Source organism: Mucilaginibacter psychrotolerans (assembly GCF_004519315.1).
Classification (GTDB): Bacteria; Bacteroidota; Bacteroidia; order Sphingobacteriales; family Sphingobacteriaceae; genus Mucilaginibacter; species Mucilaginibacter psychrotolerans.
This window is the reverse complement of sequence record NZ_SOZE01000029.1, coordinates 20,700-40,935: the sequence shown is the minus strand read 5'-3', so window position 1 is coordinate 40,935 and position 20,236 is coordinate 20,700. Positions and strand designations below refer to the sequence as shown.

20 protein-coding genes are annotated in these 20,236 nt (G+C 44.4%); 6 read left to right on the top strand and 14 right to left on the bottom strand.

All coding sequences use genetic code 11. The features are described from left to right. Positions 1-7: 7 nt before the first annotated feature. Positions 8-1,000, top strand: coding sequence for a DUF6687 family protein (locus E2R66_RS21730; protein WP_133234723.1), 993 nt, complete (start codon positions 8-10; stop codon positions 998-1,000). Here the strand turns inward: E2R66_RS21730 and E2R66_RS21725 are convergent. The 3 genes from E2R66_RS21725 to E2R66_RS21715 are packed head-to-tail and all read right to left on the bottom strand — an operon-like array spanning position 997 to position 4,518. Continuing rightward, positions 997-2,028 carry a Gfo/Idh/MocA family protein gene (locus E2R66_RS21725; protein ID WP_158288475.1) on the bottom strand — a complete coding sequence of 344 codons (1,032 nt, stop codon included), beginning with the start codon at positions 2,026-2,028 and terminating at the stop codon, positions 997-999. The genes E2R66_RS21730 and E2R66_RS21725 overlap by 4 nt on opposite strands. 1 nt (position 2,029) lies before the next feature. Further along, a complete protein-coding gene (locus tag E2R66_RS21720; RefSeq protein ID WP_133234719.1) occupies positions 2,030-3,373 on the bottom strand; it encodes a B12-binding domain-containing radical SAM protein in 1,344 nt (447 codons plus the stop codon). Between the two features lie 8 nt (positions 3,374-3,381). Continuing rightward, positions 3,382-4,518 carry a radical SAM/SPASM domain-containing protein gene (locus tag E2R66_RS21715; RefSeq protein ID WP_133234717.1) on the bottom strand — a complete coding sequence of 379 codons (1,137 nt, stop codon included), beginning with the start codon at positions 4,516-4,518 and terminating at the stop codon, positions 3,382-3,384. A gap of 306 nt (positions 4,519-4,824) precedes the next feature. Between E2R66_RS21715 and E2R66_RS21710 the strand changes: the two genes are divergently transcribed. Genes E2R66_RS21710 through E2R66_RS21700 form a run of 3 tightly spaced genes read left to right on the top strand, consistent with a single transcriptional unit; the run spans position 4,825 to position 6,397 of the window. Then, entirely contained in the window at positions 4,825-5,127 is a 303-nt protein-coding gene (locus E2R66_RS21710) for a hypothetical protein (protein ID WP_133234715.1), read from the top strand. Then, a complete protein-coding gene (locus E2R66_RS21705) occupies positions 5,076-5,897 on the top strand; it encodes an SOS response-associated peptidase (RefSeq protein WP_133234713.1) in 822 nt (273 codons plus the stop codon). The genes E2R66_RS21710 and E2R66_RS21705 overlap by 52 nt, the downstream gene beginning before the upstream one ends. A 2-nt stretch (positions 5,898-5,899) precedes the next feature. Beyond that, positions 5,900-6,397 carry a hypothetical protein gene (locus E2R66_RS21700; protein ID WP_133234711.1) on the top strand — a complete coding sequence of 166 codons (498 nt, stop codon included), beginning with the start codon at positions 5,900-5,902 and terminating at the stop codon, positions 6,395-6,397. 6 nt (positions 6,398-6,403) lie between these two features. Here E2R66_RS21700 and E2R66_RS21695 read toward each other — a convergent pair whose 3' ends face one another. The 5 genes from E2R66_RS21695 to E2R66_RS21675 are packed head-to-tail and all read right to left on the bottom strand — an operon-like array spanning position 6,404 to position 13,053. Further along, positions 6,404-7,258, bottom strand: coding sequence for a M43 family zinc metalloprotease (locus tag E2R66_RS21695; protein ID WP_133234709.1), 855 nt, complete (start codon positions 7,256-7,258; stop codon positions 6,404-6,406). A 55-nt stretch (positions 7,259-7,313) separates the two neighbouring features. Further along, positions 7,314-10,517 (bottom strand): error-prone DNA polymerase, encoded by a 3,204-nt coding sequence (locus E2R66_RS21690; protein WP_133234707.1) that lies wholly within the window; start codon positions 10,515-10,517, stop codon positions 7,314-7,316. An 8-nt stretch (positions 10,518-10,525) separates the two neighbouring features. Further along, a complete protein-coding gene (locus E2R66_RS21685) occupies positions 10,526-12,028 on the bottom strand; it encodes a Y-family DNA polymerase (RefSeq protein WP_133234705.1) in 1,503 nt (500 codons plus the stop codon). After that, entirely contained in the window at positions 12,021-12,746 is a 726-nt protein-coding gene (locus E2R66_RS21680) for an ImuA family protein (protein ID WP_133234703.1), read from the bottom strand. Before E2R66_RS21680 ends, E2R66_RS21685 begins: the two co-directional genes overlap by 8 nt. A gap of 10 nt (positions 12,747-12,756) precedes the next feature. Beyond that, positions 12,757-13,053, bottom strand: coding sequence for a hypothetical protein (locus tag E2R66_RS21675; protein WP_133234701.1), 297 nt, complete (start codon positions 13,051-13,053; stop codon positions 12,757-12,759). 123 nt (positions 13,054-13,176) lie between these two features. Between E2R66_RS21675 and E2R66_RS21670 the strand changes: the two genes are divergently transcribed. Next, positions 13,177-13,416 carry a hypothetical protein gene (locus E2R66_RS21670; protein WP_133234699.1) on the top strand — a complete coding sequence of 80 codons (240 nt, stop codon included), beginning with the start codon at positions 13,177-13,179 and terminating at the stop codon, positions 13,414-13,416. 44 nt (positions 13,417-13,460) lie between these two features. Then, the gene (locus E2R66_RS21665) at positions 13,461-13,712 is read left to right on the top strand and encodes a hypothetical protein (RefSeq protein ID WP_133234697.1); all 252 of its coding nucleotides are present in this window, start codon (positions 13,461-13,463) and stop codon (positions 13,710-13,712) included. Positions 13,713-13,774: 62 nt separating this feature from the next. Here E2R66_RS21665 and E2R66_RS21660 read toward each other — a convergent pair whose 3' ends face one another. From E2R66_RS21660 to E2R66_RS21635, 6 genes are all read right to left on the bottom strand, one after another. After that, positions 13,775-14,332 (bottom strand): hypothetical protein, encoded by a 558-nt coding sequence (locus E2R66_RS21660; protein ID WP_133234695.1) that lies wholly within the window; start codon positions 14,330-14,332, stop codon positions 13,775-13,777. A gap of 35 nt (positions 14,333-14,367) precedes the next feature. Next, on the bottom strand, positions 14,368-16,347 hold the full coding sequence (locus E2R66_RS21655; RefSeq protein ID WP_133234693.1) for a hypothetical protein: 1,980 nt from the start codon (positions 16,345-16,347) through the stop codon (positions 14,368-14,370). 61 nt (positions 16,348-16,408) lie between these two features. After that, positions 16,409-17,242 (bottom strand): hypothetical protein, encoded by an 834-nt coding sequence (locus E2R66_RS21650; RefSeq protein ID WP_134737953.1) that lies wholly within the window; start codon positions 17,240-17,242, stop codon positions 16,409-16,411. A 54-nt stretch (positions 17,243-17,296) separates the two neighbouring features. Further along, a complete protein-coding gene (locus tag E2R66_RS21645) occupies positions 17,297-18,697 on the bottom strand; it encodes a hypothetical protein (RefSeq protein ID WP_133234689.1) in 1,401 nt (466 codons plus the stop codon). A 62-nt stretch (positions 18,698-18,759) separates the two neighbouring features. Then, positions 18,760-19,212 carry a hypothetical protein gene (locus tag E2R66_RS21640; protein ID WP_133234687.1) on the bottom strand — a complete coding sequence of 151 codons (453 nt, stop codon included), beginning with the start codon at positions 19,210-19,212 and terminating at the stop codon, positions 18,760-18,762. A 213-nt stretch (positions 19,213-19,425) separates the two neighbouring features. Next, the gene (locus tag E2R66_RS21635; protein ID WP_133234685.1) at positions 19,426-20,130 is read right to left on the bottom strand and encodes a hypothetical protein; all 705 of its coding nucleotides are present in this window, start codon (positions 20,128-20,130) and stop codon (positions 19,426-19,428) included. Positions 20,131-20,236 lie beyond the last annotated feature (106 nt).

Here is a 20,236-nt window from a genome sequence, read left to right as displayed (position 1 = left end):
AGCATTTATGGAATATATTCAATATGATCCATCCATTTCGGGTGTTCCCAAAATCATTGTCGATGGCTTTGACTGTGGTGAAGGCTTGCATTTGAGCCACTGGCCGGGAAACTTGACCCCACATGAGCTAAAGGCAGACCTGAGTGTCGAAATCGTATTGAATTTTTTAACAAAGAGCAATCTGCAGCAGCAACGGGCATACGAATTGGTGACCAACGATCATTATGATACAGATGGTGTCCTGGCGATCTGGGCTCTAATGAATAAAGAGAAAGCACTGGCCCATGCTGCTACAATCATCAACTATGCGGAGACCTCGGATTTTTATGAATGGACAACGCTTGAGGCTTTCAAGTTTGATTGTATTATACGCGCGCTGCCTGATCCTGAATGCTCACCTATAAAAGAAGCACTAAATGGCAAATCAGAGGCTGAAAGGGAGACAGCTGCCACAAGATATGTCCTTGAAAAGTTGCCTGATTTGCTTTATAAGACGGACAGTCACAAAGAATTGTGGGAAGGGCCGCTTAATGAGCTACAATCGAAGATTGATCTGTTGAATAGCAGTCAGATCAGCGTTCAGGAATATATCGAGACCAGTTTGAGCGTAATTTTCACACCTGTTCAACTCGATAATTTTGCCAGGAACCTATTTTGCAAAGGACTCCGGATATTAGAAGTGGTCGCCACGTCGGACGGTTACCGATATGCGCTGTATCACCGGGAATATTTATGGTATGACATTGTAAAACGGCCGACGTTACCTAAGCCCAATCTGTTTGATTTAATAGACAAGCTTGATGAGTTGGAAGCCAACCCTAATGGTAAGTGGAGCAGAACGAAATGGTCGCCAGCGCTGTTTTTCATTAATGCAGAGAGCAGAATGACAGATCCGGGTTTCGCCTATTATAAATCCGAAAAAGTTGACAGCAAGATCGAACCCAGCCAACTGATTTTGATGCTTATTGCTGAATTATCAAGGTTTGAGCACTCCCTCTAACAGGCCCCACTGCGCTTGGCCAGGACCTTAGCTCTTGGAAATATCCATTTTTTTTTTAAGTTGATCCCGGCCTCCGCATAAATAGACTGGATACAAGTGCATATCTGCTTAGCCTCCAAAAGGTCCGTTAGCAGAATATGCTCTTCTTTGGGCTCTCCCGCAGCTACGTCAACAGGCCGGCAGAGATAACCGTCGGCAAAACGGTGGTCAACATTGGCAGTTTTCATAGCAAACTGCTTTTCATCTACCCAGATCTCGCCGTCGTTTGTCCGAATCAAGGCGGTTTTTTTTTCGTCTGCATCGTCTTCATTTGATACATGCACAGTGACCCTGAATAGATTGAAATGATCGATAACGATGGTACCCATGTATTCTAAGCCTGTCGACTGCTCGGTAACCAGTTGGGCAGATACAACAGTTCCTATCCTACCAAAAAGAAAAACCATTAGGTCCAGAAGGTGCGATACAGTATCAATTACGACCCCGCCCATACTTTGTCTGGCGTCGGACCTGAAAGTATGCCCCTGTTTTGAAAAGCGTTGGCGGTAAGGCCCGTTGCAGTGAAATTCAATCGATAAAATATCACCCATTTTTTCCTCTCTTACCAACTCACGGACATAACGCCACGATTTTCTTAATCGCCTTGAATACAGAACAGAAATCTTTCGCTCAGAAATTCTCTGGAGCAATGCGAATTTGAAAAAATCGGAACCAAAGATTAGCAATGGTTTCTCAGCGAGTAAATGCTTTCCAGCTTGAAGTATTTTGAACGCAAATTCCGGCGCAATATCGTTGGGTACCGCTAAAACGATATACTCGATTTGTTCCATCTTCAATAATCCCCTATAATCCGTGGAGCAATTCGTGACTGTGAATTCGCGTTGAACCTTGTTGCGTGTCTTCAAGGTTTTGACCGCCAATGCGTCGAGTTGAAGGTCTCCGTTTGAAATAATGTCGAAAATATGCGACCTGCCTGCGATGCCTGCCCCAATACATCCGATGTGTATCTTTTTCCTTGCCTGTCCCATCTTAGGCCCAAGCCGCTTTAACCATTTCCAAATCGTTCGTGTGGGTATCCAGAAAAGTCGGCGAACAGAATTCATCATAGCAGCGGTTGATCCATTGCTTGATCTCTGATCGACTGAGGTCGGCTGTATATGATACCGGCTCCTCCATCCAATCAAGCTTCTCGTACCAATACTTGTCAGGCATAATCAGTCCATATCTTTCCGGATGGTTGTAAACATCAGTACCGGGCCTTGGCTCCATGCAGTTGAATGTTGCAACAGTCGGATTAATGATCCTTATAAAATCCATTGTCTCTCTGAGCGACACATCAGAATCGCCTGGTGCTCCGATAATGAATGCGGAATGCAGCTCGATATCGTACGATTTGATAAGGTTAGCTTTTTGAAATAACCTTTCAGGGGTGGTGCCTTTCTTGATCAATTTTAAGGTGGAATTCTGGATCGACTCAAATCCAACAAATACCCGGTAGGCGCCCGCCCCGCGCATTGCCTCCAGGACATCTGGTTTAGCATCTATTGCTCTCATATTGCTGGTCCAATTGAATTTAAGGCTTCTCGCATTAATCTCTGTACAAATATCTATGGTCCGTTTGGAATTGCCGGAAAATGTATCATCACCAAAAAATATCGAAGAAAATCCCATGTTCAGGACCTGTTCGATCTCGTCACACACATGTTTCGGCGAATTATACCTGAAATTTCGGCCCATCAAAGTTGTTGAACAGAAAGTACAACGGCTGGGACACCCTCTTGAAGTAACCAACACAGTTTCATAGTCATAGGCCAGGTAGTTTTTGAGTTCAAATATACTTCTGTCTGGGATTCCGTAATAATCCAAATCGGAGACCGTAGGGGCTGGAGGCGTAACAATTACTGATCCGTGCGAATCCCTAAAAGCGATACCCGGGATCGATTTCATTTGCTGCGAAGTCGCCCGCGCTTGTAAGGCGTTGACCAAGGCGACAAAGGACTCTTCACCATCATAAAGGATGAGATAATCCAAACTTGGGTGCCGGGTAAGCACATCCTCCGGAACGAATGTAACCAACGGTCCGCCTGCGACGATCGGAATCGCAGGATAGTGTTGTTTGATCAGTGTTGTGATCTCAAGGGTATGATAAAAACTTTGTGCGACCGCGGTCAGGCCAATAACATCAGGCTGGATCGTTTCTATAAACGATAAAACAGCTTCCGGTCGGTTACCATGAAAAGGAAGGTCGGCATGATAAACTTCATGGCCGTCTTTTTTTAGAAAATTACTCAAATAACCGAAAGCGAGCGGCGGATGCAGCAGTAAAGTAAACGGATCAAAAGAATAATGCGGGTTTACAAAAAGTACTTTCATCGGCTTCTTTATTTGATTCTGGGATTATATTTTGCGGCTGTTTTAAAACTCGGTGCCGTTGGGTAATTCGGCAATGAAAGCTCAGTCACTTCATGCACGCTATCTTCCCCGAATCGTCTCTTGCCGCATCGTTCATCGTATTTACCATTATAGTGAAACGCTTTACAACCGCCGACACAGGCACGTACCGCGTTGCAACCGGAACATGGTCCGTCTGGCGGAGCATCCTTGTCATTATACCTTTTCACGAGCCTATCCCAAATACTAATAAAAGGTTCATTCCTTACATTGCCAATGATCTCTTCTATAAAATTACAACCAGATATATTACCTACAGGATCAATAGAAACCATACTCGTGGCGACGTTACACAAATTCGAACCAATAAATGCTGCGCGTTTATCATTGTTTGTCATTCTCTGATCAAGGAGGGTGAGCATAAAAGGATCGTGCGTATAAATGTCAATAATTCCCTCGTTTTCCAGGATCAGTTCGTATATCGACTTGCATGTATCGACGTAATCGATCCAGAGATCGTGCATAAAGATCCCAGGTTTATTATATCTGTTCTGCATAAGGCTAATGGCACCTAACCCCATTGACTTGGCCATTTCGACAAGCTCACGTACGGTATTATAGTTATGCACGTCTATCGTAGTAGAAAACCCCACGGTAGGTATGCCACCCTGCTGAAGCATACGCAAAGAGGACACCGCTTTTTCAAAGGCCCCTTCGACTCCCCTGACCCGATCATGCACCTCTTTTCTTGGGCTATCAATGGAGACAAGCACGCGATTGATACCGGTTTCCTTTAGTCGGGAGACCTCTTCTTCGGTCTGTAGATAAAAGCCATTCGTCATCAACGTTTGGTAAATATCAAAACCGCTTATCATTTTCGCGATCTCGTGAAAGTCCTTCCTGATCAAATTCTCACCATGTGAATAAACCACAGAGCAGCTGCCTGCATTGTAAAGTTGGGTCATAAGATCCTTCAATTCATCATATGAAAGTTCGTTGAGATCCCGGTGATACAATGCATAGCAATGATCACATTTGAGATTGCATTTATAGGTCAGACCGAGTTGGACAAGGATTGGGATCGGATTGTCCGTCAATTGGAATTCTTCAGGTTGGAGCAAATTCATAGCAATAAGGATTAGCGTATATGGTTGGAAGAATAGATATGATACCAAGAAATAAAAATACCTATTTGTATAAGAAATTCAAATGGGTATTCGATTTATTTTCAATCTATTATGACTCGGCAAAACATGTCCTTTCGTTTTTGGAAATGGGAAATAATATCATTGGTAGTACATTTTGATTTAGAAGATTTGCCTGTTAATATTGAGGTGCTTTTGAGTTCTTCTTGTAAACTCATAAAAAATATTGATATACGAGTTGCTCACTTTGTATTTTTGAATTACTAAATATGTTAGTATATTTGACTTATGGATGATCCAAAGAAATTTGAGGTAGAGCTAAACGGGCAGATTGTCCAGGTGAGCGGTCATACGGTCAAATCGGCTCGGGTCTACCATGTTGTCTATCCTAATTCCAAACCGCCTTTAAATATTACAATAGCTGAAGATGCTGACGGGCTAAATTTTTGGACTTCCCTTCCCGAAGGACGTCAGGAGGAAGCAGAATTTGCAGGCAAGGTTATTGCTGCGTATATTCGTGAATACAGAAGGAACCAGTTATGTGCTACTACAACGGACAAAAAGTTACCCGCACCGAGTTTATTCGATTAAAAAACTTAGAAAAGGCCGTCAGGAATTACAATTTCCTGAACGTCGGTGTGCATAATGGTTTTATGTTCCAGCCGATGGCTATCGCTATCGCGAATGATGATAAAACCGATTTTGAGATCGTACAATCATTTTGGGGCTACGTACCCGCATATATCCGCAGTCGCGAGGAAGCTATGAAGTTTATGCGCAGCTACCTGACAATGAATTTCAAAGGTGAGAACTTGTTCACGAACGACCAAGGGAAGACCTCCATGTGGGCAGATGCGGTGAAAAAAGGGCGTCGTTGTCTGGTACTGTCGACGGGCATCGTGGAAAGCCGCCACGTTGAAAAATTGGGCAAAAAAGGCCAGCCGCTCGCAGCGAAAGTAAAATACCCCTACATGGTTACACTTAAAGAGCAGGAATATTTTTGGTTCCCAGGACTGTACAACCAGTGGCTTGACCCGGAAACCGGTGAACTTGTGTATTGCGCAGCACTGGGAACGACCCCAGCAAATTCGGTGATGAAACAGATCCATAATTCAAAAGAACGAATGCCAAGTATCCTGAATGACGACCAGGCCTACGAGTGGTTACTGGGCGACCCGAACCAGGAGCGCTTATCGCAGTTGGCGCTGGCACAGGTGCCGTCAAAGGATATGGAGTTTTGTACGATATCAAAAGATTACCTGAGTACCCGCGAAGCGACACCATTGGAATACGCGGAGTTAAAACCGATTGATATGAGTTATCTCGATACAACCGAATCCTTACTGTATCCAGCGGCTTAATAATGAAAAACTTTCTTTTGGAAGAAGGAGCTGCCTTCTATCACGTTTCACCGCTACAGAATCTTGACAGCATTCAGGCCCAGGGTTTATTTGGGCGCGGAGGTAAAATATTTGTTTCCAATGAGGCAGTGGAATGCATAATGGCCGCTATCGCCGAAGAACAGATACCGGAAATTCACCGGTCTGAGGGATACATTGTCGTTAAGCTACCGCAGGAAAGCAATCAGTTTACAACCGAAGAAATATACCGGGATAATCAGACCAATAATGAAAAAGCTATGGTATATCAGTTTGTCATTATGCGCAGCCTGATACCTCCGGATCGGTTAAGCATTGTTGAGGTGATCAATTTTGGTGAGGAGGGATCATTAAAACTCTCAAGACTGGCTAAGCCGATCAATGATATTGGGAAAGACCACGAACTTTATTTAAAAGCAGCCAGGCTTGTGGCAAAGGAATTTACTAAGCCAGACATAGATCCCTACTGGGCTGGAAATTAACGACATTTAATTTTGAACTGTTTGGTCATTCCAAATAGCCGGTCTTAATCTGAAAATAAGGTTGCGCACATATGCGGCTTGCTGCAATGAGAACATTCTGCGGCAGCCTGAATAATCCATGTAGTTGTTGGTATTGGGTTTGGCAAATTGGTTTCGCTGGCTATGGATAACCCTGACACTGGGTTTGGTACAAACTACACAAGGAATATCTGTTAATTTGTTTTGCACCGGGATATCCGTAATATTGCAGGTGTTGAGCTGATGCTCGTCGTTCATGTGGTATAATCCCAGCCAATGCCCCACTTCATGGCTCAATAAGCGATAATGCAAGCCGACCCACATATAATTCAGATTTACATAATCGTCGTTAGCAGGTAGTGTATTGACCGGAACATTTGTATAGCCCTCTGATCCGCCGCCGTGAAAACGCAGGGTACTGATGTAGACGTTAAGAAACCTTTCCGGATGCTCGGCAGGGCTCAACTCGTGTAGCTTGGTGGAATTTGTGGACTGGCGGATATCTGCCAACGTAGTTTTAACATACCGTACATCCTGCAAGATGAAATGGATATTTGGGTTTCCGATGACCGATTGGAATTCAGGGATAACGTCCCCGATATCCGGGTTGGTTCGCTGAAAGTCCTGGTCGAGATCTTTCAATTCAGCTAATAGCTTCTCTCTGGTTAACCGGGTTGTACTGTTGCCATTGTCCCTCACTTCGTCACTAATCCCGTTATCCGGTATGGTATCGGTGTAAACGATATGAAAGATAACAGGAATAGTAAGCGTACGGTTATCATCATTTTGTGCGAATGCGGCCACGCTCAGAAGCAGCACCAGCGTAGTCAATATTGTACGCATAGGATGAGTAAGGGTTATTTTGATAACTAAGATAATGCTTTTCCCAAACTTACGCTTACTTGAAATTCCTCCCTTTATAAAAAGTGTCGGCTGGCTCTTGTGTTTTGAGGGGTTTTTCCATAGGAATGAATGGCGAGGCTTTTTCGTCAGCCCTGGATAGGGTGAGCACGGGCTGTTTTTCATTGCGGATAGCGGTCAGATCCCCCAAGAGTTTCGTGATATCAAATACTCTTTTAACAATAATGTGGGTGACCTGAGTCTGTTCGACAACGCCTTCGACCATGAGGAGCCTCGCATGCAGGATCTCTTTTCGATATTTGTCAAATAACTTAGGGAAAACAACAAGGTTGGTCGTACCCGTTTCGTCTTCAAGCGTGATGAAGCAAACACCTTTTGCCGTACCGGGCCGTTGGCGGACAAGGATCAGGCCGGCCGTTTTAATGACCGTTTTATTTTCGGTCTGATTCGCATCTTTGGCCGTTTTGATATGCAGTAAGTCAAGCGTGTGCCGGATAAAGTTGAGCGGATGGCCTTTGACTGACAGGCCGATGGTAGCATAATCCTGCACCACATGTTCGGAAAGCCTTAACGTCGGCAGATTAACTTCCGGTTCACGAAGGCTTTCTGAGGGTTGGCCCTGCATTAACTGCACTGGACGATCATGCAAGGCAGCAACTTCCCAGAGCGCGCGTCGGCGGTCGAGGGCCATTGAGCGAAAAGCATCGGCGTTGGCTAATTTTTCCATCGCGGCTACGGTGACCCCGGCATCGCAGATCTGATGTGGTTCAGTGTAAGGATTTATCCTGCCGGCGAGCAGCTTATCCATTTCTTCCTTGCGAATACCGTTGATCTCTCTGAAGCCCAGACGTATCGTAAAATACTGATCTTGTTTGGGCTCCAGTATGCTGTCCCATTGGGAATGGTTCACATCGGGATGCAGCACTTTAACGCCGTGCTCGCGGGCATTACGGACGATTTGCGCGGGTTGGTAAAAGCCCATTGGCTGGCTGTTGAGCAGTGCCGCGCAGAATATTTCTGGATAGTAAAATTTAAGCCAGCAGGAAACATAAACCAATAAGGCAAAACTGGCCGCATGACTTTCAGGGAAACCATAACTGCCGAAGCCTTCGAGCTGTTTAAAGATGCGGCGCGCGTATTCTTCAGTATAACCCCGCGAGGTCATGCCGTTGATCAGCTTATGCTCAAACTTGCTGACCATGCCGTTGAACTTAAAGGTAGCCATTGTGCGGCGGAGCAGGTCGGCTTCACCGGGGGTGAATCCGGCGGCCACGATGGCCAGTTCCATCGCTTGTTCCTGAAAAAGCGGTACCCCGAGCGTGCGTTCGAGGATTGAACGAATTTCTTCCGAAGGATAATCCACCGCTTCTTCACCGTTCCTTCTCCGAATATAAGGATGTACCATATCACCCTGTATCGGGCCAGGCCTCACTATGGCCACTTCTATCACCAGGTCATAAAAACAAGTAGGTTTCATGCGCGGCAGCATGGACATTTGCGCTCGGCTTTCGATCTGAAATACACCCAGCGTATCAGCGGCAGTGATCATATCATAAACCTTGGGATCATCCTGCGGAATATTGGCCAGGGTCAGTGTAATACCATAATGGCTTTGCACCAGATCAAAAGCCTTGCGGATACAAGTCAGCATACCCAAAGCCAGCACATCCACTTTCATAAAACCGAGCGCATCGATATCATCTTTGTTCCATTCGATATTTGTGCGGTTTTCCATACGGGCGTGAAAAATCGGGCACAAGTCGCTGAGTTTACCATCGGTAATGACAAAGCCTCCGGTATGTTGGCCGAGCTGACGGGGAAAACCGATCAGCAGCGAGGCTAGTTCTATCACTTTAATCAAATGCGGATCTTTATGATTCAGCCCTAAAGTGCCAACCTGCTCGGCAGTAATTTCTTCATCCGACATATCTCCGTAAGCATCCGAAAGCTGTTTAACTACATCGACTGAGAGGCCCATGGCCCGGCCTACATCGTTTACCGCTCCCTTATAGTGCAGCGTAAAAACGGTTGGCAGAATAGCAGCACGGTCACGGCCAAAGCGGTTATAAATATACTGGATGACTTCTTCGCGCCGCTCGTGCTCAAAGTCTACATCAATATCCGGTGGTTCGTTGCGTTCTTTCGACAGGAAACGGGCAAAAAGTAAGTTGGATTTATCCGGAGGCACCGAGGTGATTCCCAATACAAAGCATACCGCGGAATTGGCGGCTGAACCGCGCCCCTGGCAAAGGATGTTTTGTTTCCGTGCCCAGGTCACATAATCTTCTACAGTTAAGAAATAATCAGCAACATCCAGTTCTGCAATGATCGCCAGTTCTTCCCTTAACGCATTAATCACCTTTTCCGGAACATGATCTATATAGTAAGCGTTTGCACCCTTCCAGGTCAGATATTCCAACTGCTGCTGAGGTGTACGGCCGTCCGTGGTCAACTCACTGGGATATTTGTACTTCAGTGATTTCAGATCGAACCTGCAGGCGTCCGCAATGACCCTGGCGTTAGTGATCGCTTCAGGGTAAATGCGAAACAGGCGCTCCATCTCCACTTTTTCCTTCAGGTGGCGTTCGGCATTTTGATGCAGCTTATAACCTGCATTGAAAATGGTGCATTTTTCTCTGATACAGGTCAAAATATCTTGCAGCTCACGCCTGGACGCGTGGTGATAATGTACATCGTTGGTGGCAACGAGCGGAATGTTCAACTCCGCTAAAAGGAACAAGCGTTTGGCATCATCGCCCGTATAGTATTTGGTGGCCGCTATATAGAGATTGGGCAGATTGGCCCGGTAATCTTTAACGTGGTGGGTGAAAACGAGTTCAAATTCAAAATCCTGCGTGATCTTGTCGGGTGGAATAATGATAAAATAGCTGCCCTTAGCATGGCCGTAAACGTCCTTCTTACTGATATAGCATTTTTCTTTTTCAGCACGGAGGTTGCCAAGCGTGAGCAGCGCGGATAATCGGGCGTAGGCTGCTTTATTCGTTGGGTAGGCCAGCAAACTTGGACCATCGAGCAGGTCAAGGCGCACACCGGGGATCAGTCGAATGTTCCGGTCTGTAGCTACCTGGTAAGCACGGACGACACCAGCAAAAGTATTGCGGTCGGTCAATGCAATGGCATCATAACCCAGGTCGGCCGCGTGGTCGACAAGTTCTTCCGGATGGCTGCCACCGCGCCGAAAGCTGAAATTGCTGGTCACCTGTAATTCGACGTAACTCATATAGGGTGTTAAGCAAAAAATCCATGTAAATACCAGTGCTGATTGTTTTCCGCGTTATAATGGCCGGAGCGGAATAGCCAGTAACGCCGCCCGTCCTCATCCTCCGCAACATAGTAATCCCGGTGTTCCCCCGGTTCAAGCCACCATTCCCGCTCAATACGCTCGGGGCCGTCGGCACCTACGATCACATGCTGTTCGCCTTTCCAGATAAAAAGCTTGGGCGGGTAGTCAGGTGTCAGTGCCATCGCTTCTACGCGTTCGGGCTGATCCAGTATTTGCATGGGCCGTGGTTTATCCGTTCGCCACTCGCTTTCTGGTGCTTTTTTTATATCGCTATTAGGTTCCGGGGTACGTTCCGGCCAGTAATGTTCACCAGGGAGGTAACGATGAATATGCGTGTTGCCTATCCTGCCTGCCACCCGGTCAAGCAGTTCGGCAACTTCTTCACTGTCAGTCCCGCCTTTGGCCGACCATAGTTCACTTTGTTTATCGCTGGTAGGTTCAGTTTTGAGTGCATCTAAGACAAACAACTCAATACCCAATCCGGGTTCAATCGATTCGAGCTTAATAAAAAAAAGTTTGAACAGATGGTTCACCCGGTTACTGGCATGGTTGGTGCCAATAGTAATATTGCCGTTCTTTCCATCTACCCGGTACCAGGTCAGCACAGCAGAACGCAGGCCCATTCCTTCCCCGTATAGCCTTTTACAAAGTTTTTCGAGCAGGCTATTCAGGGCGATCTCGATGGAAGGTCGGGTACTGATAGCTTCAAGGCATTCCATCCGTTCACTGTAAGGTACTGGTTCTTTGAGCGGAAATAAAAATTCCACTTCCTGGCCAAGCGCCTGATGCAAACGCAGTACCATATTTTTCCCAAATCGACGGCGCAAAACCGAGTTAGGCATGTAAACAAAACTGCTGATCTGGTACAATCCCAGGTTACGCAGTTTTAGCAGTACATCGGTAGGTAAACGTAGTGCCGATGGTGGTAAGGGCATAAGGGCATTGCGGTGCGCGCCTTCGGGTACGATCAGACCGGATGCCGCGCAGCGAGCCACGCCCCATGCAGCACCGATGGTATCGGCAATCGCAGGCCGAACGTCATAACCTATCGTTTTTAGGCGCGAAACGATTTCCTGTAAATACGCTTTTTCACCGCCTTTTAAATGCGTACACCCGGTGACATCCAGTAATAATCCGTCTGGCGGGTCCAGTTGCACGAGCGGAGTATAACGCAGGAACCATTCTGCAAGACCGGTCAGTAATTTGAGGTTACGGTCCGGTTTGCCATCGAACACCAAGAGGTCAGGTGCAATAACCCGCGCATCTGCTACGGTCATGCCTTCCGTTACCCCGTATTTGCGGGCCTCTTCGGTCAATGCGGTAATTAGCATACGGCCATGTTCCGGTTCGGCAAAGACATAAGCTTTCCCTTTCAGGCCCTTTTGGCGGATCGCCTTTTGGTCTGTGAGTAAGTGCCGGAACCATATGGACGCGAAACGCTTAGGCATACTGACGATTTGGTTCGATAATCCGAGGCGCAATTACGGTCTGGAAATTTTGCTTTTTCCATTCTACAGTCCAATTTCCAGGTTTGCCATTCCGTACTTTAAGTAATTCCACCTGCCAGCGCGGATAGCCGACGCCAGGCATACCGGATCGTAACTGGCTGCGTACCGGACGAATTTTCCAGCGCGTAACACAGGCTGTCGTATTGGCTTTTTTCACATCCTTCCGCAGTACAAAACCGGTTACATGGCTTTTCTCAACGGCTAATTGTAGACGTTGGGATTCCGTAAAGCTGAGATCTTTTGTTTCGCAGACCACCGTAGCAACACCTTCGCATTTCAGCGCTTCTTCGGTTACCCAAAGCACATCTTTTTGCAGCGGTACATCTACGAATATCACACGGTCGGGATCAACCCCAAACAGTTTAAGCGCTGGAGGGTAAATACGGCGGGTATAGCTGATCCATAAACAGGCTCCGCCGTCGCTCAAAAGTTTTTGAATCAGGCCGGCAATAAAGCCACCGCTGGCAGCAGTATCCTCGGGGCTACTGCTAATGAACTCGTGAATTGCGCCAGTGGGAAATATCCCATCGGGAAAGGCGGCAGCAACAACGCCAAGGCCCAAATCATTGTTCGCGCCGGGTTGCGGCGGGCGGAAGCCCTCCCAACGCATCATATCCTGGCGAAGCCTGCTGATAATTTCTTCTTTCGTTTGGAGCATGGTACAGTTTTTAAAAGTCAAAAGCCATCTGATCAAAATTCAGATTGCGGCTGCTGTTATACTGCCGGATGGCTGCGGCAATAGCTTTTACCTCATCCAGTAAAAAAACTTCCTCTTCACTGAAGCCAATAATTTCTTCCATCGGCAGCGGCCCATCTTCTATATTCACATAAATCACCGAATTATCGTTGAATGTCCTGATCTGATACCGCATAAAACCTGCTGCATCAGCGAGTTGATCAAGCTGCTCAATAGCAATTGTCGTCAGCCTGTTTGTGAGTTCGAGTTGTAAATTAAATGGTACCATGTTGCCAATTTTGAGGACTATAAAGTTATGCTAATATTTTTAGCAAAATCTATATCTTTTTTACATTTTTTTTCCACTTTTGTTTTAATGAAAAATAAGCTATTTGATGACCTACCTAAATCGGTGAAATTAAGCACTGGTAAGTGGGTGCATATCTTTCCGGATAGTGGAGTGGGCTACCGATTGTATGATCCTATAGCCGAAGCAGAATTGGGCCGGATATTATTCGACGTCGCAGACAATTGGATATATGATGACCATTTGCTATCCGTGGATGAACAGGAAGAACTGGCGGGTGCGATCAACGGCCATCAAAAGGAAATGGAACAATTATTAAAGTCGCTAACAAACGACAAGCATTGAAGTGGTACCCCCCTCCGGGGCATTAATGCAGCGATTTTTATTTTATGAATGAGAAATATTTGAACAGGGTACTAATCTACCTGCACCGGGAAATGCCCAAATACAAGAATGATCTGTTGCTAAAAACGGCGCAGTTCGTTTTTATCTTACCGGCTGGAATGGTTTTCCAGCCTTACTATGAAGATGTCCATACGGCTGTGTCGACTTGTACAGGCAGAATCCGCAAGAGAGAAATGGACCTGGACTTCAAAGTATGGTCGCCTAACCAGGAACGGGATTTTAAAATTTTAAAATAGTGGGCAAGTGTGCGTTTGAACGCAAAATTAATACATTCCTGAATAAGAAATAAGGGTTATAGCTAGTTCATGATATCGCGCGCGATCCATTCCGGCACCTCAAATTTTGTTTTGTCATAGTACCATCTGATCGCCTGCTGCGAAAATTTTCGGGCTTCTCTTGCATTTGAAATGGTTTGAATGTTGTGTGCCACGATAAACAGTTCGTGAAGTTTATAATGCGTTAACTGATTTCGCCAAGACTTTAATTTGAGCAGGTTTTTATATGGCACCTCATTTTGTAAATTGGGTTTAGATTGTTCCATAAAGTCCGCCACCCAGGATGACCACTTTTCATCAAAAGACGTTTTAATAATCATCGTTTCCAGGTCTCTTTTTTGAATGGGCTTCAGGCCTGCGATGCCGTCAGCAAAATTCATTTGCTCGAAATATTCACCATTAATGAACGCTTCCAGAAAAAGGAAGGCTGATAAAATACAGTGTCGGATATATCTTTTAGGGAAAATAGGCGCATCGGTTTCTTTACGCCATTTTTCAACCTTCTCTGCCTCGGCTAAAAAATATTCCATGTCGTCCCAATATTCCGTAATTAAATTATGTGGTTTTCTAACAGGGCTCATTTTAACGAAGATAATGATATAAAGACAGGTTGAACTTAGGCTTCCTGAAAAGCCGCCATTTGCAAATAAACCTCCACCGGAAATTCGTTAACGGTCATTTTTTGGTCGTGAATTTTCACTTTTGGCTTATAAATTTCCAATAGCCTATTGTTACGCAAGTGATCATCGAGGTTGGCACAAAATTCAGCTTCTGTCTGATATAGTGCGGTTGATTTTTCCGGCTTATTAATAATTTTGTTGTTCTCGGAATAGCTTGCATAATGAACGATTTGACTTTGGGCAATATACGCCTCCAAAAGGTAGAAGTCAATTACCGGTACGTCCTCAATGATACGCCCGGTAAAAATCGGATAATTGGTAATCACTGCACGTACAATTTTTTTACTGCTGATATCACCGGTTAATGGCTTCAATTCCTCCGCATGGGCTAACAGGAAATTTGTTTTTGTGTTCACCTGCGCAGCGCCTTCACTTAGCCGGTTGTAACTGAAATGATAATCAAATGGCTCCATCGGATACCGGATGCACTTGACTTCTGCAACCAACACAATATCCTTAAGCACTAAAACCAGATCAATTTCCTCGTATGCACCCGACGGTATTCTAAACCGGCTGGCGGTGGGTATATTAAATGTAAAACCTTTCCTGCTTAGGTGCCTGCTGAGATTGGCTTTCACATGTTTTTCCAAAGTCTTTCCCCGTTTTTCCAGCTGGTAACCTGCTGACTCCAACCAGTAATCGATTAGGTAATAGGTTACAGGCGCAACCGTAGTAAGAAACGGTACCAATAAATCATCCCCCGCAGGCAGGAAGGGCCGCTGCCAAAAATTAACGCGGTCATCTGGCCGGTTGCTTAATAAATTGACAAAGTTCTCTACTTCAGCGGCTGTATAGGTTGTTCTGGCCAGCAAATAATCAACTAAATTTTTTCTTACTATTCTGAATGGAATATGCTGCACCTCGGCAATGGTATAACAATCTCCTTGTTCTACCGCCACTGAAGCCACTTTCTCAAACAAATGTTGAATCATGCTGAAAAGGCATAACACATCCCATAACCGTAGTGGGTTTAGCTTTGGCAACTCCGCATTTTCTAAAAAGCCATAAAAGGCCTGTATTGACCCGAAAAATGATAACTCATCGCCTTTTTCAGTGGAATCTGTTCCGGGGGCCAAAACATATTCAATATAACCGTTCGCGGTATAGGAAACTTCCCTGATCTGCACGTCCTCAATCTTTCTTTTACTCCATTCCTTTGGATATAAAGTACTATCCGGGTGCTTGCTAAAATATTCACTCATCTGCAGGTAGTGGGCAAGACTATCCTGTTGCGTCCTGAACCTCCCGATTTCTTCAAATACCAATTTTTCATGGTCTTTGAACCAAACTGTATATTTATTTTTACCGGTCACTTTATAAAATCCATCATTACACACCAAGGAGTCATAGGAGGTTTTAAAGCCAAAATAAACATTGGAAATCAGATCAAGTTTGTTCAAATAAAAAATGGAAAGCGAATCAGACTGGTCACTAACAGATTTCATTTTGTCTTTAAAGTATCCAACACTGCCCATCAGGGCATTCATAACATCTATCGTTGCCACCAATCCTCCGGATGTATTAATGTTTCCGATACTTGGATCTGTAGAGCTTGACCGGTGAGCGAACATCTCAGTCAATTCAAGTCCTTGCCCGGCTTGTCCCTTTCGGTACGCATTTGTAATATCAATGTAAGTGCCGTTGTGCTGAGCGACCAGGCATTCTAATACCGCCTGATAGGAAAGACCCGAATCAAGCAGATTGGTTTCGATTTGTTCTAAAATGTTTTTGAATATGGCACTGAGCAAAGTGATCACGCGGCAGGTATCAACCATCGGCATGACGTCGGCCTTCTGTTCTGGTGCCAGCCCTTCAGCCCAGGCCTTCAGCGCGTTTTGCAAGCCAATTACATTAAATGCCTGGTTGAAAGGATTAAATTTTTTGTTTGTTAAAAGTTGCTGTCGAAGGTCTGGCATTGCATAGTCAAGTTTGGATGCTGCAAGTTAGTTCAGTCGGGTTGAACGTACAATTTTAAATTCAGGAAAGCACATACAGCCCTCCTGCAACGGGTTCCTTTGACAGGATGATCCGGTACTTAGGATTGAATCCTTGCTGAAGGTCGTGCTTCGGAATATCGGCGAATTCTCTCATCGGTATCCCGCTGATTTTCCCCCTTGGCTCCATTTCATTCCAGCCGTATGTTCCATCGATGTCTTCCCGCGAATAATAGATGATGGGCAAATTGACCATTTCCGCCAACTCTTCAAAAATTTCCATGGCCGATTCGTCGGTTAATATCCTGATCATTTCCGATAGCGGAAATGCGTGCAAGGGATGCAGACTTTCAAAAGCAGGTATCTTTACCCTGGTTTTTCCTGTCGCAACAGCTTTAAAAAACTTCAGCTTTACCAATTCAGCATTACAGGCTGTCAGCCCAAATTCCCGGTATTGATATTTACCGGTTTCCTCCAATTTTTCGTAATACCCTGGATCTACAGGATAATTATAAAAAAGATAGCAGGCTTGCCCGCCTTTTCGTTTGGCATAATCAATCAACAGGTCTATTTGATAGGCATCACCAACCTTATGGCTGATATTAGGGTATTTTCCTTTTTTACTGAGAATTTTAGCCTGGAAAGCCGTCAGCAAATAACCTTTGCTGGTTTCTATAAACACTTCGAGATCATTTCCGTTCTGCTTTTCCGCTTTGGCTTCATAAATTTCCACCGGCAATTGGACCTTTTTGGCCTGGTACCAAAAATCAAATATTAAATTTTCTGTTATCGTAGTTTCACTGATACGTTGGTTTCTAACCCTGGCGAATCGCATCCGCTCCCAAATGCGGCTGCCATATTCATATAAAAAATTCAATGTGTCATTTGATCGAGGCATCATAACCGGTCATTTAGTTTCCATTTAACAGATTCATTCAAGTTGGTCGTCAGGAGGAATATCAATGCCTTTCAATAAGCCCACGCCGTTACCATACCAGCAATAACCATTACCTTCCGCATAGGCTATATCATAAATCTTCCAGGGAGATCCTGAACAAATTGAAGGATTGTCCTTTCGAAATTGGAAATCACAAGAGGTAAAAAAGGGGCAGGTTAATTCGTTGTCTCCTGGTTTAAATTTATCAAACTCTCCGCTCAACTTAAAAAATAACGTGTTAGCGTAATGAACATTGGCAATAAAAATGTTATGATTGATCGCCAATTCCGCGGAGGTTTTTGTAGTGCCATAAAAATCCCGTTTGAAAGTTGCCTTATTAGTAAAAACATACATAAAGTCACAAGGGGGAACAAGATAAAGCAGATCCTCAAACTGACCATTATAGATCATATCGACCTCAAAAGAGGGATTAATAACACGCTGCCTGGTTGCGTTGATATAGTTTTCTTTTAAGTCTGCCAGCGCTATTTTTAAAGAAGAACGCCATTTAAAAGCATCTTCAATTTCTTTTAATACTCCCTCCAATATATGTTCTCTTTCTGAATATTCCTGGCTCACATTCGCTTTAACCATCCGTATGAGGTCAGCTTCAGAACGCCCTTCTCTTAATTCGATAGCCAATCGCTCGAGCATCGAAACATACATTACGCCGCAATTCACGTATGCCAAAGAAAGGGAAGCCAACGTCAGCATTGTTTTCCTAGTGATCGATGGAACAATATGCATTGAAAAATAGCGGAGTACAGTATATTCAGTTCCATTCTCTTCATCATCATGCTTTCTGCCAATGGTTTGCGCGAAAACCCGTTCCAGTTCGTAAGCTAACCCTTCATAAAGGTAAAATTTGCCAAATTGCAAAGTTAGGATCTCATTACCATTTGCTATTCGTAATTCGGGGGTACCATGCTCTCGTTCTACTAACGTGGTTCCATAGGGGACGAAAATTGTCGATTCCACCACGTCATAATCGAGAATGTTTTTTACTTCTGTCTCCAGTGCCGCATCACCAATCAAAAGATTGATTGTTTCGGATAGCCGTAAAATCATAGTGGCATCTTCCAGTGAGATATTACTGAAATTAAAATCTGAAGTGGAAAGATCTTTATCGGCATAACGGGAAAGGATTGCCCTGATCGATACAGCATAACTTAGAAAAAATGTGCCGATATGGGTGCTTACTTCATGAAGATGATGCAGGTATTCATGTGCGATGGTTACAATGTGGTCATGCTGTAGTTTCCGGAGATCAAGATCCTCCAATTTAACAAGCTTCCGCTCGTGGGTGGCTACTTTGAAAAAGTATTGATCCATCATGTATTCTCCAAATACAGTCGATCTGAATCTCACTTGGTTTTTACGGCGTTTAGTTACCATGATCTACTATTCAGAGCCAATGATTTATTTTTCTAAATCATATGAGGGAATGGGATTTTTCATTATTTCAATGTGGGCTTAATAATTCCTTTTTCTAAATCATAATACCGTTCGCCTGCGACCGGAATATGTTTAAAAAGTGTCCCCCCGGCCATCTTATCTTGTGAACTAACCGGCATTCTCATTTCCAATCTTTTAGCCCGGAATTCGTCTTGCGTAAATTTTTCAGGCATCGCATTGTACAACTCCATTTCCTTTTCGTTCAGTAACCAGCTTTCACAGTCCCCCGGTACATACTCGAATTCTTTGTAAACAAAGTCGCTCGGATTTTGCTCATAAAAGCCATGATCAAATAATTTCGTTGCCTTTGCAAGTTCGAGAAATTCTTCCCTTGTGTATCCCTGCTTGTCGATATAATCCTGCTTAAATTCTTTTGGGGCGTTTTTATAAAACCTTGCCCATTTTTCCGGCACGCAAGCCAATAATTTCTCCTCGTATTTTGCTAATTTTTTCATTTATTTTTTCTTGAGTAAGTATCCAAACGCGGTCCTTAAAGCTAATAATTAAAAAGTATTCCTGTTAATTGTTAAATAACCTACACGGATTGATTGTACATCTCATTACCTTCCCGGACAATATTGTTTTCTACTTCTGGTCGGGCTTCCGCTACATCTTTTATTGGAAGGTGTCGCTCCATTCCCTGATGCAACCATGAAGCAACCTGAAAACTACCTCAGTTTTCGTTTCATCTCTTCCTCAAAATCGTAAACCGCGTCATCCAGTTTCATGCCCCGAAATAATTCGAGCTTATCGATATAACGGTCCAATTCTCGGGTGAGTTTCGATGCGCCTAATTTCATTTCTACTTCCGATTTGATTTGCCATAGTTTGCCAATAACGACATTCATTTTCTCCCGCTGTTTTACCATTTTTTCATAGGTTATGCCGGGAAAATTTTCTTTAATCGGCACTTTCCTGTATTTGGTGAGTTTTTGAATGCATTCAATTTTCGATACCATTTCCCCAACCATTTTGAAGCCGGTCTTATTTGCCGTTTTTAACGATGCTTCAAAATTTTCATCTCCAATATCATTGCGGTTAATGGTGATGCGCTGTTCTTTCCTGATCCTCGCCAGGTGCGGCAAAATCAGTTTTAACAAAGCATTCGTCAAAAAGCCTTTTTTCCGTGCGATTGGATCGATGTACCAATGGAGGTCCATATTCATATCGAGAACGGCTCCTATACATTTTCCTTTGGCGTTTTTTATGAAATAGAACTTGTAAGGGGACACGTCACCCAATTTATGGAAGTCAATATCATGCCATACCACACCATATTCAACATTTCCCCCTATGGAGTGTGAGGCGATATATGTCTGAGAATTTTTCCGGTTAAAGTGATCAATAATCTTTTGAATGGCTTTATCTGTCATACCTATATGTTATGCTCTCGTTCTGAATTACGCGAACAAAGCGTTGAAGATAACCAATACTAATGCGGTTAGGCCCCGCCGATCAATATTTTTGAAGCATTAATCA

Coding starts and splice junctions, on each gene's coding strand:
- E2R66_RS21665 (WP_133234697.1), top strand. CDS start 13,461: ATGAATGAGAAATATTTGAACAGGGTACTAATCTACCTGCACCGGGAA.
- E2R66_RS21695 (WP_133234709.1), bottom strand. CDS start 7,258: ATGCGTACAATATTGACTACGCTGGTGCTGCTTCTGAGCGTGGCCGCA.
- E2R66_RS21680 (WP_133234703.1), bottom strand. CDS start 12,746: ATGCTCCAAACGAAAGAAGAAATTATCAGCAGGCTTCGCCAGGATATG.
- E2R66_RS21675 (WP_133234701.1), bottom strand. CDS start 13,053: ATGGTACCATTTAATTTACAACTCGAACTCACAAACAGGCTGACGACA.
- E2R66_RS21700 (WP_133234711.1), top strand. CDS start 5,900: ATGAAAAACTTTCTTTTGGAAGAAGGAGCTGCCTTCTATCACGTTTCA.
- E2R66_RS21690 (WP_133234707.1), bottom strand. CDS start 10,517: ATGAGTTACGTCGAATTACAGGTGACCAGCAATTTCAGCTTTCGGCGC.
- E2R66_RS21660 (WP_133234695.1), bottom strand. CDS start 14,332: ATGAGCCCTGTTAGAAAACCACATAATTTAATTACGGAATATTGGGAC.
- E2R66_RS21710 (WP_133234715.1), top strand. CDS start 4,825: ATGGATGATCCAAAGAAATTTGAGGTAGAGCTAAACGGGCAGATTGTC.
- E2R66_RS21715 (WP_133234717.1), bottom strand. CDS start 4,518: ATGAATTTGCTCCAACCTGAAGAATTCCAATTGACGGACAATCCGATC.
- E2R66_RS21635 (WP_133234685.1), bottom strand. CDS start 20,130: ATGACAGATAAAGCCATTCAAAAGATTATTGATCACTTTAACCGGAAA.
- E2R66_RS21730 (WP_133234723.1), top strand. CDS start 8: ATGGAATATATTCAATATGATCCATCCATTTCGGGTGTTCCCAAAATC.
- E2R66_RS21725 (WP_158288475.1), bottom strand. CDS start 2,028: ATGGGACAGGCAAGGAAAAAGATACACATCGGATGTATTGGGGCAGGC.
- E2R66_RS21645 (WP_133234689.1), bottom strand. CDS start 18,697: ATGGTAACTAAACGCCGTAAAAACCAAGTGAGATTCAGATCGACTGTA.
- E2R66_RS21640 (WP_133234687.1), bottom strand. CDS start 19,212: ATGAAAAAATTAGCAAAATACGAGGAGAAATTATTGGCTTGCGTGCCG.
- E2R66_RS21705 (WP_133234713.1), top strand. CDS start 5,076: ATGTGCTACTACAACGGACAAAAAGTTACCCGCACCGAGTTTATTCGA.
- E2R66_RS21720 (WP_133234719.1), bottom strand. CDS start 3,373: ATGAAAGTACTTTTTGTAAACCCGCATTATTCTTTTGATCCGTTTACT.
- E2R66_RS21685 (WP_133234705.1), bottom strand. CDS start 12,028: ATGCCTAAGCGTTTCGCGTCCATATGGTTCCGGCACTTACTCACAGAC.
- E2R66_RS21655 (WP_133234693.1), bottom strand. CDS start 16,347: ATGCCAGACCTTCGACAGCAACTTTTAACAAACAAAAAATTTAATCCT.